We start from the raw sequence: 12666 nt of genomic DNA, 5'->3' as shown, positions 1-12666 counted from the left end.
GTGCTCAGCCGCGCGCCCATAGCCGTGCGAACACCGCGCGATAATGCCAGGCCAGCACCGCGAACCATACAGGCCAGATGCTTCCCCACAGATATTGGTGCGTCAGGAACCAGTGGAAGCACGCGATCACGAAGATCGGCGGCCCCAGCAGGATCAGCCCGACCGGGGCGGTGCGATCGAACAGCATGCACGCGCCGCCGATGAGCAGGGCGGCGATGAGCGAGGGGTTCATGAACCCGGTTTCGTTCAGCGCCGTGGTGAAATGCGCCGCGGCGGGCGCCGTTTCCGGCGGATGCTGTCCGCCGAACATGATGATGATCATGATCGGGGCATAGAGGAAGAAGAGCCCGAACAGGACCCGGGCGATCGTCCATCCAATGCGCTTATATTGCATGGCCGGAATGCTGACGCCCAAGCTGCCACGATGCAACAGCTGTCGCCGGCGCAGTTGTCCCCGCTTAACATCCGCCTGCTCGCAATCGCGATTGATCGAGGCCGGTACGGCATCGTGCCGCATGCGTGGTAAAGCGCTGCCGCGCACCCAATATGCCAGGAAAGCCACGCAGCGAGGGACCATGTTCATAAGCGTTACTCGCCTCCGTATTCGTTCGTGGCGCTTCCTTCCCGCCTTTGCGTTGCTCACGCTGCGAACCAACCGCCAGGTTCGCGGCGCCGCCGGCTTTCGCGCGGGCTCGCTATTGCCCGATCGCCGCTTCACCTTCTGGACGCTCACTTTGTGGGACAGCGCCGAGGACATGCGCGCCTATATCACCGCCGGCGTGCACAGGGTCGCCATGCCCAGGCTCAAGCATTGGTGCGACGAGGCGAGCATCGTCCATTGGGAGCAGCCGGGCGCCGAGCTTCCGGACTGGACGGAGGCCGATGCCCGGATGCGCGCCGAGGGTCGCCCGTCCAAGGTCCTCCATCCCACCGCCGCGCATCTGGCGATGGCGTATGCCACCCCGCGCCTCTCCCGCGCCGCTGCGATCCAGCCGTACGCCTAGATCGCACTGGGTCAGCTGCAGCCGCCGCTATCCCTCAATTGAACATGTTCGCCATGCTGACCGCGCGATTATAGGAATCGACCATCGACTTCATGTCGCTGCCCGAATGCGATTGCTTGAGCTGGCGATAATTGCCGATCATCGATCCCAGCATGTCGGTCACCGTGCCATAGGTGCCGAGCCTGGCCTTAGCGACCGCTTCGGTTTCCTTGGCCTTGGCCGCGGCGATCGTCTTCTGCTGGTCGGCCAGCAGCTTTTCCAGCGACCCTATGATCGCGTCGCCCTTGGCGAAGATCGCCGGGTCCTTCAAATCCTCGGGCTTGTTGAACAGCGTCACCAGGTCCTCGGCCTGCTGCATCGCCAGCTTGTTGTTGTAGCCGGCCATGTCGCCGGCCTTTTTGAGCCGGTCGAGTTCCGCCTCGACGCCCGCGCGGCGCTGCTTCACCAGCACCGCGTTGAAGTCCTCCATCGCCTTCAGCGCCGCATCGAACTCGGCGATCATCTGCGCGTCCTCGGCCTTGCCGCGCTTCAGCGCGTCCTCGCGATACGCCTTGGTGTGTAATAGGCGTACAGCGGGTTGAGCCGCGCCAGCACCTTGAGCAGCGCATTGTCGAGCGCCTCGGCCCTGGCATCCAGTTCCCCCCGCGAACCGGGCAGCGCGCGGGCCGTCTTCAGCTTGCCCTGGGCAGTCTCGACCCAGCCCTGGCTGATCGTGATGTTGTCCGAAGGAGACCGGCTGGCGATCCTGGCATTCTTGTAGGTGTCCGCCGTCTCCGGCACGCCGAACGTGCCGATCAGCGCGTTATAGGCTTCGGTATAGCCGCTGACCTTGGTCGCTACATCCGGCGTCGTCGCCACCGTACCGGCGGCGCCATTGCCGCCACCCGTGCCGCCACAGGCAGCCAGCGTCAGCAACCCCGCCAGGACGACACCCTGGCGCATCTTGAGATTCAGCATGTAATAGACACCCCTCGACCGTTACGAGGGCGTAACCCGCCACTTGCGCATTCGATCCGGAGCCTGTTGCCCGAGGCGCCTCGCGCGTGGCATACCCAAAGAAAAAGCCTTGGGAGAGGTAACATGGCCACCGCGCTGGCAAGCAAGCAAATGACCGAAGCCGAATGGGAGGCCCGGCAGCAGCTCGCCGCCTGCTACCGCGTGTTCGACATGCTGGGCTGGTCCGAGATGATCTACAACCACATCACGCTGAAGATCCCGGGCGAGGAAGGCGCGTTCCTGATCAACCCGTTCGGGCTGCACTTCAGCGAAGTGAAAGCGTCGAACCTCGTCAAGATCGACATCGACGGCAACAAGCTCGATGATTCGCCCTATCCGGTGAACCGCGCCGGCTTCGTCCAGCACGCGCTGTTCCACCGGCACCTGCCCGACGCACACTGCATCGCGCACACGCACACCACTGCGGGCATGGCGGTCTCCAGCGTCGAGGGCGGGCTCCGACCTACCAATTTCTACGCCTGCAGCTTCGCCGGCCAGATCGCCTATCACGACTTCGAGGGCGTGACGGTGCGCGATGCGGAAGGCGCGCGCCTGCTCGAGCATCTCGGCGACAAGCGGGTGATGCTGCTTAGGAACCACGGCATCCTCGTGATGGGCCGCACCTTGCCCGAAGCGTTCATCAAGCACTGGTCGCTCCAGCGCGCCTGCGAGATCCAGATCGCCACCGCCTCGATGGGCGAACCGCTGACGGTTTCCGACGAAGTGGTCGCTGTCCACCAGCGCGACCTCCACATGGCCCAGGTCCCCGGCGGCCCGGGCGCGGCGGACTTCACGGCGATGGTGCGGCTCGTCGATCGGACGGACAAGAGCTGGCGGGAGTAGAAACGGTGCGCCTGTGAAAGACGATCGTCTGAGGGTTCCAATAGATGAACCCTATCTTCATGCGCTTGGATTGGCGACGATATGTTTCGCTCGCCTGGAATGGGATGCCGTCTGGTGCTGTGAAAAAATTCAGCCCGGTTATATCGGTACGATTAGCGCGAAAACGGCTGGGCAGATCGCAAACGATCTTCTCGCACTCGCAGCGGGTCACAGCGATCAAGCGATCGTGGCCAGCCTCAGCAGCGCGGCGACAGAGTTCAAACGATTGGTTGGGCGCCGAAACGATCTTGTCCACGCCAATCCTGGAACCGCTACGAATGGTAACCAGCGGCTCTTCAAGAAAGGATCCGAATGGTCGATCCCGATGGTCGAAGATCTCTCAGATCAATTTGTGGCGGCTGGAATGCCGTTGAATGACCACCATCACCACAAATTGTAACAGCGAGCGTCAACCAAACCGATAGCCCGACACCGTCCACCCCATCACATGGTCGCGGTAATCGCGCACCGCCGGCCCCTCGCCGCCCGCGCCGAGCGCGACCATTAGCGGCAGGAGATGCTCCTCGCGCGGATGGGCGAACTTCGCATGGGGAAGCTTGTCCCAATCGGCCACCCGCGCCGCCCGGCTTGCCGGATCGGCGTCGGTCACCGCCGCAGTCAGGGCATCGTCCCATTCGTCCGCCACCGGCGTCACCTGGGGCCCACGGGCGCGCAGGTTATGGAAGCTCATGCCAGAGCCGACGATCAGCACGCCCTCGTTCCGAAGCGGCTCCAGCACCTTGCCCATTGCGATATGGTCGGCGGGATCGAGGTCCTTGCGCAGCGACAACTGGACGAGCGGGATGTCGGCTCCCGGCACTGCGACCATCATCGGGATGAACACCCCGTGGTCCCAGCCGCGCTCGCGCTCCTCGCCGACAGGAAAACCCGCACCCTCGAGCAGCGTCTTCACCCGCGCCGCAACCCCCGGCGAGCCCGGCGCGTCCCAGCGCAGGCGATAGGTGTGCTCGGGAAAGCCATGATAGTCGAACAGCAAGGGCTGGCCGTTGCCGGCATGGACAGTGACCTGGCTCTCTTCCCAATGCCCCGAGACGAGCAGGATCGCCTTGGGCCGTTCGGGCAGCGAGTCGATCAGCCCGGCGAGATAGGCCTGCATCTTCTGCCACATCGGATCGGCAGGGCCGCCATTCGGGTCCATGAAGAAGCAGGGGCCGCCGCCATGCGGGATGAAGAGCGTGGGAAGTGTCATGCACCTGATGTCGCGCCTGGCCCGGCCCGGCACAATGGCGGTTTCGGAAACACCGCGTTTCCCGCTAAACCCCGGTCATGACTCGCTTCACCGTCAACAACCAGCCGATCGCCTACAGGATGGATCCGCGCACGCCGCTGCTCTGGGCCCTGCGCGACGCGTCGAACCTGACCGGCACCAAATATGGCTGCGGCACCGGCGATTGCGGCGCCTGCACCGTGGACGTGGACGGCGATCCCCGTCTCGCCTGCCAGGTGACGATCGGCGCGCTCGAGGGCACGTTCGTCACTACGATCGAGGGGCTGTCCAAGGATCGCAGCCACCCCGTGCAACAGGCGCTGATCGCAGCGAACGTGCCGCAATGCGGCTATTGCATCCCCGGCGTGGTGATGGCCGCCTCGACCTTGCTGCGCGTCAACCGCAACCCGAGCGAGCAGGACATCAAGGATGCGATCCCCAATATCTGCCGTTGCGGCATCTATCCCCGGCTGATGGACGCGATCCAGGATGCCGCCCGGATCACCCGCGGCGACGCGCCCGAACCGGTTGCCGGCCAGGATAGGCCGAGCACGCCGGAATCCTAATATTTCAAATGCTTTCAATAAGCTGACAGCTGAATTCAGGGTCGTGACAGCCAGCGGGCTTTAAAGGGTGTTTACCTTCAGAGCCCGGCGTCGTGCCGGTCCCAGCGGAGACACATAATGAAGAAGACCTTGCTCGCGGTGTTGATCGCCGCAACAGCCCTGGTCCCGCCGGCACTGGCGCAGGATCGCGGGCACCGTGGCGACGGTGGCGGCCGTAACGGCGGAAACTCGGGCGGCGGCCAGTCGGCGCAGTCGACCCCGGCTCCCAGCCCCGCTCCGTCGAACCGCGGCGGCGGCAACTGGAGCCGTCCGTCGGGCCAGCAGCAGTCGGCCCAACCGCAGCAGCAGCGCCGCGACTGGAACGGCGGCGGCGGCAATGGCGGTGGCCAGTGGAACCGCGGCGGCGATCGCTCGCAGTGGAACGGCGGCCAGCCGCGCGGCACCCCGCAGGCGCAGACCCAGGTCTCGCCGCCCCAGGCACAGCAGCGCTGGAGCGGCAACCGTGGCAATCCCGGCAATAACGGCCAGTGGAACCGCGGCAACCAGGGCGGCAACGATCGCCAGGACTGGAACCGCAACGACAATCGCGGCGGCAACAACAATGGCCAGTTCAACCGCGGCAATCCCGGCTGGAACGATCGCAACCGCAATAACGGCCGATCCGACTATCGCGGCAACAACCGCGGCGGCTACGACAACAACCGCGGCTGGGGCGGCAACAATGGCGGGCGCTGGAACAATGGCTGGCGCAACGACAATCGCTATGACTGGCGCGGCTACCGCAACTCCAACCGCAGCGCCTATCGCCTGCCGCGCTATTATGCGCCGTCGGGCTGGGGCTATGGCTATCGCCGCTTCGGGATCGGCTTCACGCTGAACTCGATCCTGTTCTCGTCGCAATACTGGATCAACGATCCCTTCTACTACCGCCTGCCGGAGGCGTACGGCCCGTATCGCTGGGTGCGCTATTACAATGATGCGCTGCTCGTCGATGTCGAGACCGGCGAAGTGGTCGACACGATCTACGACATCTTCTGGTAGGTTCACGCCCGCATCCTGCCAGAAACGGGAGGCCCGGCCCGAAAGGACCGGGCCTCTTGCTTTTACCCGCGCCAGGGGCGAATTGGCCTCCCGTGAGCAAGAATATCGGTAACGTATCGGGAACCCCCTCGCCCCACCGGGCACGGATGGCCCGTGAGGTCGTGGCCAAGCTGGAGGCCGATCCGAACGTCAAGCGCGCCAAGGTCGAGGCCGCGCAGATGTTCACCTATCCCGATTTCTTCAGCGACGCCGAGTGCGCCATGCTGATCCGGCTGATCGATGACGCCGCACGCCCCTCCACCCTGCTAGCGGCGCACGAGGATCCCGAATTCCGCACCAGCAGCTCGACCGACCTCGATCGCTGGTCGGACGAGATCTGGCCGATCGACGACCGCATCGCCCTCACGCTCGGCCTGCCCCCCGTCAATGCCGAGACACTGCAGGGCCAGCGTTACGAGCCCGGCCAGCAGTTCCGCGCGCACTGCGACTATTTCCACGAGAAAGCCGAATATTGGGAGCGCATGCTCGAATCCGGCGGACAGCGCACCTGGACCGCGATGGTCTATCTCAACGATGTCGAGGAAGGCGGCGCCACCTGGTTCCCGCGCGCCGGCGTCCGCTTCAAGCCCAAAAAGGGCATGATGCTGATCTGGAACAACATGATGGAAGACGGCACCCCCAATTACGACACGCTCCACGAGGGCATGCGCGTGATCGAGGGGACGAAGTACATCGTCACCAAATGGTTCCGCGAGCACGCCTGGATCAAGGGGCACGTGCCGACCTATTATGCCGGCGGCGAGCAGCGGACCTGACGCCTAGATCAACCCCGCCAGCGCCAGCGCCGTGTCCACCGCCGCCCGGCTCGCCTCGCCCGCCGGCGTCATCGGCAGGCGCAGCTCCTCCGGGAAGCCCGGACGCACGCGGGTCATCGCGTACTTCACCGGCCCCGGCGAGGCATCGGTGAACATCGCCAGGTGCAGCGGATAGAGGCGGTCGTGCAGCGCCAGCGCCTTGGCGGTGTCCCCCGCCGCCCAGGCCGCCTGGAACTCGGCGCACAGCTTCGGCGCGACGTTCGCGGTCACCGAGATGCAGCCGATGCCGCCCATCGCATTGAAGGCCAGCGCAGTCTCGTCATTGCCCGAAAGCTGGGTGAACGCGGCCCCGCAGCCGGCGCGCTGCTCGGTCACGCGGGTGAGCGCGCCGGTCGCATCCTTCACGCCGATGAACTTGCCCGGGAACGCCTTGACGATCCGCGTCATCGTTGCCGGCTGGATGTCGGTCACGGTGCGGCCCGGCACGTTATAGAGCACGATCGGCAGATCGGTCTTCTCCGCCACGGCTTCGAAATGGCGGAAGATGCCTTCCTGGCTCGGGCGGTTGTAATAAGGCGGGACCATGAGCGCGGCGTCCGCACCGGCGGCTTTCGCAGCCTTCACATTCTCGACCGCGACCAGCGTATCGTTGGATCCGGCGCCGGCGAGCACGGGCACGCGGCCCCTGGCCTGCTCGGCACAGACGCGGACGACTTCGAAATGCTCGTCCTTCGGCATCGTCGCCGCCTCGCCGGTGGTGCCGCACGGCACCAGCCCGGCAGACCCTTCGGCAATCTGCCATTCAACTAGCGCGCGATAGTCTTCTTCCGCGAAGCTGCCGTTACGGAACGGCGTCACCAGCGCGGGAATGGAGCCCGAAAACATGGTCTCAGAATCTTCCTTAATTCCCCAATTCGGGGCTGGCAGATAGGGGCGACACGCGTATCATGTCCAGTATGCTTGCTCCGCTGTTCAAAAGTGCGTTGCTGTTCGCGGGGGTTTCGGGGCTCGCCGCCTCGTCGCAACTCACGCAGGAACAGATCCAGTGGTACAAGGTGGCGCTGGAAGCCGGCGTTCCCCGCGTGCCGCCGACCTATATCCAGGCCGATCAGCTCTCCGATGCGCTGGTCGAATGGAAGCGGCTCCAGCAGTCGGACAATTACCCCTTTTCCGACTACGCCAATTTCCTGCTCATGCACCCCGGCTGGCCCGGCGAGAAGGGCCGCCGCGCCGCTGCCGAGACCATTCTGGACAGCGGCACCTGGGCGCCCGGCCTCGTCAGCCGCTATTTCGAGCGGTTTCCGCCGCTCACCGCCGCCGGTCGCCTGCGCTATGCCGAGGCGCTGGTCGCATCCGGCCGCCGCAGCGAGGGTGAGGAACAGGCCCGCCGTGCCTGGCGCCACGGGGTGCTGCGCCCGCGCGACGAAACCGCGCTGCTCGGCGGCTTTTCCTCGGCGCTCACCCCAGCCGATCATGACGCGCGGATGGACATGCTGCTCTGGTCGGGCTCGCTCAGTGCCGCTCAGCGCCAGCTTTCCTATGTCTCGTCCGCCATGCGCCCGGTGTTCGACGCACGCATCGCCTTCCGCACCAAGGCGCCCGATGCCGACCTGAAGGGCTCGAACGCGCTCGCGCTTGGCCGCACCAATCCCGGCTTCATCGCCGATCGCGCGCTGTGGCTGCGCGACACCGGCCAAAGCCCGGCGATGCGGTCCTATCTCGCCCAGCCCCGCCAGCTCGCTTCCTTCCCGGGCGATGCCGAGGAATGGTACGAAGTGCTGCTCACCGCCGCACGCGGCGCCCAGTCGGACGGCCAGTTCAGCCTCGCCTATCAGATCGCCAGCCAAGTCGATGACGCCTTCCCGGCCGGCACCGATATCAGCGAGCAGCCGCTTGGCGAGCGCGACGATTATACCAGCCTCACCTGGCTGGCCGGCACGGTGGCGCTCAACAATCTCGGCCGGTCGCGCGACGCGATCGGCATGTTCGATCGCTACGGCCATGGCTCGAAGACGCCGACCACCCAGTCCAAGGGCTTCTACTGGGCCGGCCGCGCCGCCGAAGTCGCCGGCGACCAGGCGACCGCGGCGAAGTTCTTCGCCAAGGCTGCCGGCTTTCCCGACGTCTATTACGGCCAGCTCGCCACCGAACGGCTCGGCAATCCCTTGAAGCGCCCGCCCGATTTCAATGCCCGTGTCGGCGATCCGGCGGTGCGCGATGCATTCTTCCGCAAGGAGACGGTGCGCGCCGCCCAGCTGCTCGGCACGATGGGCAATCGCCAGGACCAGGGCCTGTTCATCCGCCAGATCGCCACGGACGCGACGAGCGACACCGATCACATCCTCGCCGCCGAGCTGAGCCGCGCGATCGGCCGTCCGGACCTAGGCGTGCTGGTCGGCAAGAGCGCGATGTCCAACGGACTCTCCGATTATACCGCCGCCGGCTATCCCACCGTCGCGGTACCCGCGTCGCAACAGGATTACTGGACGATCGTCCACGCCATCGCCCGCCAGGAAAGCCAGTTCGATCGCGACGCGGTCAGCCATGCCGGCGCGCGCGGGCTGATGCAGCTGATGCCGGGCACGGCGCGCGAAGTCTCGACCCGGCTCGGCATGAGCTATGATCCGGGCTCACTGAACTCCAACACCGATTACAACATCCAGCTCGGCTCGACCTATTTCCAGCGGATGTACAATCTCTATGGCAGCTATCCGCTGGCGATCGCCGCCTACAATGCCGGCCCCGGCAATGTGAACAAGTGGATCAGGGCCAATGGCGATCCCCGCCTGCCCGGCGGCGACATCGTCCAGTGGATCGAGCAGATCCCGATCTTCGAGACCAAGAACTACGTCCAGCGCGTGATCGAGAACGCCGTGGTCTACGACCTGCTCAACCCCGAGCGCGCGCGCTCGCGCGGGCCGGCGAATACCAGCTGGTACTTGGGGAAGAACCGGCCGGGCTGAGCCCTGCCGTCAGCCACCCCCCATCGTCACCCTGAACTTGTTTCAGGGTCCAACGCTCCACAGGCGATATCCCTCGCGGCACCTTGGATGCTGAAACAAGTTCAGCATGACGAACTTGGCGCTAGAAGAGGCCAATGGACCGCCCCAACTACATCACCCCCGCCGGCTATGCCGTGCTCCGGACCGAGTACGACACCCTCTTCGGCACCGAGCGCCCCGCCCTGGTCGAGACCATCTCCTGGGCCGCGGGCAATGGCGATCGCTCGGAGAATGGCGATTACATCTATGGCCGCAAGCGCCTGCGCGAGATCGACCGGCGCCTCGGCTTCCTCTCCCGGCGGATGAAGGCGGCCAAGGTCGTCGATCCCAGCCAGCAGGAAGACCGCAGCCGCGTCTATTTCGGCGCGACCGTCCAGATCGCCGACGAGGACGACAATCACCGCACGCTGACCCTGGTCGGCGATGACGAGGCCGATGCCGGCAAGGGTCTGGTCGGCTGGAACTCGCCGATCGCCCGTGCGCTGCGCGGCGCCGGGATCGGCGACCTCCGGCGCGTCACCCTGCCCACCGGCGAACGCGAATATGAAGTGATTGCGATCACTTACCCCTAAGGCGCGATGAGCCGCACCCGCAGGCGATTCCCTCGCATCTTCAAAATGATAGAGTTGCACCAGGCCGCGAGGGACGCCGGCCGGGTAAAAGAGCGTGGGGATATATGACGGCACAGCGTATTCTGGTGTCGGGGCGCGTGCAGCGTGTCGGCTATCGCGACTGGGCGGTGCGCCTTGCCAAGCAGCTTGGCGTGAAGGGCTGGGTCCGCAATCTGAACGACGGCCGTGTGGAGCTGCTCGCCGAGGGCGATGACGAGGTGCTCGTCTCGCTCACCGAAGCGCTTCGGGAGGGTCCGCCCATGGCGGTGGTCGATCATGTCGAGGCTTTCCAGAGCGCCGGCGACAAGCATGCCAAGGGCTTCACCAAGCGCTTCACGGCGTAAGGGCCCAACCCTGCTCTGGAAACGGAAACACACGGTTTCCCGGGCGTTGGTTGACCAGGCGGACATGAGATGAAACATTTCAGCCTCGAAACGGCGCGCAAAGGGCGTGGCCGTGAGGAGAAATGCCCATGCCCATTCCCGCAAGCTGGTCCGGTAGACTGCTGAGCACCCTGCGCATCGTCGCAGGCCTCGGCTTCCTGCAGCACGGCACCTCGAAGTTCTTCGGCCTGCCGCCCTTCCCGATGCCGCTCAACCCCCTGCTCACCGCCGCGGGCGTGATCGAGCTTGTCGGCGGCGCGCTGCTCGTGATCGGCCTGTTCACCCGCCCGGTGGCATTCATCGCCTCGGGCATGTGCGCGGTCGGCTATTTCCTGATCCACGCCAAGGGCGGCTTCTTCCCCGCCGCGAACGGCGGCGAGGCGATCATGCTCTACTGCTTCATCTTCCTCTACCTCGCAGCCACCGGCGGCGGCGTGTGGAGCGTGGACGCGGCGACGGCCAAGAAGGCCTGAGGCGATGCAGGAGCGGCCACCCACCGGGAACGTCGCCCTGCTCATCGACACGGACAATGCGTCCGCGAAGCATATCGATCCGGTGTTGGCCGTGCTGGCAGATCTCGGCACGGTCAACATCCGCCGCATGTACGGCAATTGGAGCAAGCCCACGCTCAAGCCATGGATCGACGTGGCGCTGCGCTATGCCCTCGAACCCCAACAGCAGTTCGACCTGACCAAGCACAAGAACGCTGCCGACATGAAGATGACGATCGACGCGATGGACCTACTTTGGGGCGGCCGCGTCGCCGGTTTCGGAATCATGTCGTCCGACAGCGACTTCACGCCGCTCGTTACGCGAATCCGGCAGAACGGGCTCGAAGTCTATGGTTTCGGCGAAACCAAGACACCCGAAGGCTTCCGCCAGGCGTGCAATCGCTTCATCAACGTCGAGACATTCGAGCGCACCGAAACAGCGGTGCCCGAGGTCAAAGCCGCGATCCCTTCCAAGGCCGCGGTCAGCGAAGACGTCGTCCGCTTGCTGATCGACGCCTATGAGGCCTCGCGACACGATGCCGACGGCTATGCGAGCTTGGGTGAGATCGGTGCCCGCGCCGGCAATCGCTCGAGCTTCGACAGTCGCAACTACGGTTTTTCGCGTCTCTCCGATCTGTTCGCGGCCGTACCAGGCTTCCAGGTCGACCGGCGCGACGGCCATCCCTATGTCCGGCGCGTCAGTTGATCGTCGGACAGCGATAGGCCGCCAGAGCCGCCTCCAGCCTCGCCTTGACCTGTTCCGGCGGCAGCTTGGCCAGCGCGTCGAGCGAAATGCCCTCGCCCAGCTGCTTCGCCAGCACATAGCCCAGATAATAGCCGAAGCGCGGCGGCCAGCCGTCCTGCGCCTTCCCGCCCCTGCCGAAGAAGAACATCGAATAATCGTCCTGGTCGGTCGACCCGAGCTTGGAGCGCACCAGGCACATCGCCTCGGCCAGCCGGGGCTCCACTTCCGCGCGGATCGGCCGCGGGATGGTGAGCAGCAGCGCGCGATCGTCCGCCCCCGGGTTCATCCGTCCCGCGACATAGGTCGCCAGCCCCTCCTGCCAGAGCGAGCACCACAAGGCCGGGCAGTCCGGAAAATACTTCGCGTGGTGGAAGTGGAACATCTCATGGTCGAGGAACGGGCCGATCGACGCGGGGTCGTGGATCTTCGCGATCACGTCCGCCCCGAAGATCGCCACGATTTTGCCGCGCAGCTCGCGGGTGCCGCCGTCCATCTCGTTCAGCGAATGGACCAGATAGATCGGCATGTCGGGCGCATAGTCGGGGAAGAAGGTGCGGAAGCGGGTGCCGGCCGTGGCGTAGGCGGCCGAGAAGCTCTTCGCGACCGCCAGGAACTTCTCGCGCGTCGCGGGATAGCCTTCCAGCACCTTTTGGACGCGCGCGTCATACTCCGCCTCGGTCGCCCCAAAGCGCGGCTCGTAGAAGCCCGGCACCAGCGCGTCGAACTTCGCGCGGAATTGCTTCACGCGCTCGGCCGGCGACAGGGTCACGGTGGACGTCGCGAAGGCGTCGAACGCATCGGTGGTGGATCGCAGCGCCGGCGTCTGCGCCGCGGCGGGTGCCGCCACCAGCAGCGCGGCTGCGAGGAAGATCGATTTCATCATGTGCATGCGGCTCCCCTTG

General features: G+C 65.5%; 17 protein-coding genes. 11 read left to right on the top strand and 6 right to left on the bottom strand.

What is annotated here, in order from left to right; all coding sequences use genetic code 11:
• Window positions 1-4: 4 nt before the first annotated feature.
• Window positions 5-394 carry a hypothetical protein gene (locus AC1RPL_RS00545; protein WP_493067306.1) on the bottom strand — a complete coding sequence of 130 codons (390 nt, stop codon included), beginning with the start codon at window positions 392-394 and terminating at the stop codon, window positions 5-7.
• A gap of 241 nt (window positions 395-635) precedes the next feature.
• Between AC1RPL_RS00545 and AC1RPL_RS00540 the strand changes: the two genes are divergently transcribed.
• Window positions 636-1004 (top strand): DUF3291 domain-containing protein, encoded by a 369-nt coding sequence (locus AC1RPL_RS00540; RefSeq protein ID WP_493067305.1) that lies wholly within the window; start codon window positions 636-638, stop codon window positions 1002-1004.
• Between the two features lie 34 nt (window positions 1005-1038).
• Here the strand turns inward: AC1RPL_RS00540 and AC1RPL_RS00535 are convergent, their stop codons facing one another.
• Window positions 1039-1506: a YiiG family protein gene (locus AC1RPL_RS00535; RefSeq protein WP_493067304.1), complete on the bottom strand. Its 468-nt coding sequence runs from the start codon at window positions 1504-1506 to the stop codon at window positions 1039-1041.
• Window positions 1507-1532: 26 nt separating this feature from the next.
• Window positions 1533-1961 (bottom strand): hypothetical protein, encoded by a 429-nt coding sequence (locus AC1RPL_RS00530; RefSeq protein ID WP_493067303.1) that lies wholly within the window; start codon window positions 1959-1961, stop codon window positions 1533-1535.
• 123 nt (window positions 1962-2084) lie between these two features.
• On the opposite strand from AC1RPL_RS00530, the gene AC1RPL_RS00525 reads away from it, so the two are divergent.
• A complete protein-coding gene (locus tag AC1RPL_RS00525; protein WP_493067302.1) occupies window positions 2085-2843 on the top strand; it encodes a class II aldolase/adducin family protein in 759 nt (252 codons plus the stop codon).
• A 13-nt stretch (window positions 2844-2856) separates the two neighbouring features.
• The gene (locus tag AC1RPL_RS00520; protein ID WP_493067301.1) at window positions 2857-3282 is read left to right on the top strand and encodes a hypothetical protein; all 426 of its coding nucleotides are present in this window, start codon (window positions 2857-2859) and stop codon (window positions 3280-3282) included.
• Window positions 3283-3291: 9 nt separating this feature from the next.
• Here the strand turns inward: AC1RPL_RS00520 and AC1RPL_RS00515 are convergent, their stop codons facing one another.
• A complete protein-coding gene (locus AC1RPL_RS00515) occupies window positions 3292-4092 on the bottom strand; it encodes a DODA-type extradiol aromatic ring-opening family dioxygenase (protein WP_493067300.1) in 801 nt (266 codons plus the stop codon).
• Between the two features lie 77 nt (window positions 4093-4169).
• Here AC1RPL_RS00515 and AC1RPL_RS00510 point away from each other — a divergent pair, with 77 nt between their 5' ends.
• The 3 genes from AC1RPL_RS00510 to AC1RPL_RS00500 all read left to right on the top strand — a co-directional run bounded on the left by AC1RPL_RS00510 (window position 4170) and on the right by AC1RPL_RS00500 (window position 6532).
• Window positions 4170-4676 (top strand): (2Fe-2S)-binding protein, encoded by a 507-nt coding sequence (locus AC1RPL_RS00510; protein ID WP_493067299.1) that lies wholly within the window; start codon window positions 4170-4172, stop codon window positions 4674-4676.
• 117 nt (window positions 4677-4793) lie between these two features.
• On the top strand, window positions 4794-5717 hold the full coding sequence (locus AC1RPL_RS00505; RefSeq protein ID WP_493067298.1) for an RcnB family protein: 924 nt from the start codon (window positions 4794-4796) through the stop codon (window positions 5715-5717).
• A gap of 92 nt (window positions 5718-5809) precedes the next feature.
• Window positions 5810-6532 (top strand): 2OG-Fe(II) oxygenase, encoded by a 723-nt coding sequence (locus AC1RPL_RS00500; RefSeq protein ID WP_493067297.1) that lies wholly within the window; start codon window positions 5810-5812, stop codon window positions 6530-6532.
• Between the two features lie 3 nt (window positions 6533-6535).
• Here the strand turns inward: AC1RPL_RS00500 and dapA are convergent, their stop codons facing one another.
• Window positions 6536-7417 (bottom strand): 4-hydroxy-tetrahydrodipicolinate synthase, encoded by an 882-nt coding sequence (gene dapA, locus AC1RPL_RS00495; RefSeq protein ID WP_493067296.1) that lies wholly within the window; start codon window positions 7415-7417, stop codon window positions 6536-6538.
• Window positions 7418-7488: 71 nt separating this feature from the next.
• Here dapA and AC1RPL_RS00490 point away from each other — a divergent pair, with 71 nt between their 5' ends.
• The 5 genes from AC1RPL_RS00490 to AC1RPL_RS00470 all read left to right on the top strand — a co-directional run bounded on the left by AC1RPL_RS00490 (window position 7489) and on the right by AC1RPL_RS00470 (window position 11725).
• Window positions 7489-9495: a lytic transglycosylase domain-containing protein gene (locus AC1RPL_RS00490; protein ID WP_493069056.1), complete on the top strand. Its 2007-nt coding sequence runs from the start codon at window positions 7489-7491 to the stop codon at window positions 9493-9495.
• Between the two features lie 134 nt (window positions 9496-9629).
• Complete coding sequence (gene greB / locus AC1RPL_RS00485) at window positions 9630-10106, top strand: transcription elongation factor GreB (protein ID WP_493067295.1); 477 nt, start codon at window positions 9630-9632, stop codon at window positions 10104-10106.
• Window positions 10107-10210: 104 nt separating this feature from the next.
• On the top strand, window positions 10211-10489 hold the full coding sequence (locus AC1RPL_RS00480; RefSeq protein WP_493067294.1) for an acylphosphatase: 279 nt from the start codon (window positions 10211-10213) through the stop codon (window positions 10487-10489).
• A gap of 128 nt (window positions 10490-10617) precedes the next feature.
• Window positions 10618-11001 carry a DoxX family protein gene (locus tag AC1RPL_RS00475; RefSeq protein WP_493067293.1) on the top strand — a complete coding sequence of 128 codons (384 nt, stop codon included), beginning with the start codon at window positions 10618-10620 and terminating at the stop codon, window positions 10999-11001.
• A 4-nt stretch (window positions 11002-11005) separates the two neighbouring features.
• Window positions 11006-11725: an NYN domain-containing protein gene (locus AC1RPL_RS00470; protein ID WP_493067292.1), complete on the top strand. Its 720-nt coding sequence runs from the start codon at window positions 11006-11008 to the stop codon at window positions 11723-11725.
• Here the strand turns inward: AC1RPL_RS00470 and AC1RPL_RS00465 are convergent.
• The gene (locus tag AC1RPL_RS00465; protein ID WP_493067291.1) at window positions 11718-12653 is read right to left on the bottom strand and encodes a DUF2268 domain-containing putative Zn-dependent protease; all 936 of its coding nucleotides are present in this window, start codon (window positions 12651-12653) and stop codon (window positions 11718-11720) included. The two genes, AC1RPL_RS00470 and AC1RPL_RS00465, sit on opposite strands and share 8 nt — an antisense overlap.
• Window positions 12654-12666: the final 13 nt, after the last annotated feature.

This window comes from Sphingomonas sp. GW821-FHT12D09 (genome assembly GCF_058807215.1).
The sequence above is the reverse complement of the archived record's forward strand: the minus strand, read 5'-3'. Positions and strand labels throughout refer to the sequence as shown.

Coding starts and splice junctions, on each gene's coding strand:
- AC1RPL_RS00545 (WP_493067306.1), bottom strand. CDS start 394: ATGCAATATAAGCGCATTGGATGGACGATCGCCCGGGTCCTGTTCGGG.
- AC1RPL_RS00535 (WP_493067304.1), bottom strand. CDS start 1,506: ATGATCGCCGAGTTCGATGCGGCGCTGAAGGCGATGGAGGACTTCAAC.
- AC1RPL_RS00530 (WP_493067303.1), bottom strand. CDS start 1,961: ATGCTGAATCTCAAGATGCGCCAGGGTGTCGTCCTGGCGGGGTTGCTG.
- AC1RPL_RS00525 (WP_493067302.1), top strand. CDS start 2,085: ATGGCCACCGCGCTGGCAAGCAAGCAAATGACCGAAGCCGAATGGGAG.
- AC1RPL_RS00515 (WP_493067300.1), bottom strand. CDS start 4,092: ATGACACTTCCCACGCTCTTCATCCCGCATGGCGGCGGCCCCTGCTTC.
- AC1RPL_RS00510 (WP_493067299.1), top strand. CDS start 4,170: ATGACTCGCTTCACCGTCAACAACCAGCCGATCGCCTACAGGATGGAT.
- AC1RPL_RS00505 (WP_493067298.1), top strand. CDS start 4,794: ATGAAGAAGACCTTGCTCGCGGTGTTGATCGCCGCAACAGCCCTGGTC.
- dapA (WP_493067296.1), bottom strand. CDS start 7,417: ATGTTTTCGGGCTCCATTCCCGCGCTGGTGACGCCGTTCCGTAACGGC.
- AC1RPL_RS00490 (WP_493069056.1), top strand. CDS start 7,489: ATGCTTGCTCCGCTGTTCAAAAGTGCGTTGCTGTTCGCGGGGGTTTCG.
- greB (WP_493067295.1), top strand. CDS start 9,630: ATGGACCGCCCCAACTACATCACCCCCGCCGGCTATGCCGTGCTCCGG.
- AC1RPL_RS00480 (WP_493067294.1), top strand. CDS start 10,211: ATGACGGCACAGCGTATTCTGGTGTCGGGGCGCGTGCAGCGTGTCGGC.
- AC1RPL_RS00475 (WP_493067293.1), top strand. CDS start 10,618: ATGCCCATTCCCGCAAGCTGGTCCGGTAGACTGCTGAGCACCCTGCGC.
- AC1RPL_RS00470 (WP_493067292.1), top strand. CDS start 11,006: ATGCAGGAGCGGCCACCCACCGGGAACGTCGCCCTGCTCATCGACACG.
- AC1RPL_RS00465 (WP_493067291.1), bottom strand. CDS start 12,653: ATGCACATGATGAAATCGATCTTCCTCGCAGCCGCGCTGCTGGTGGCG.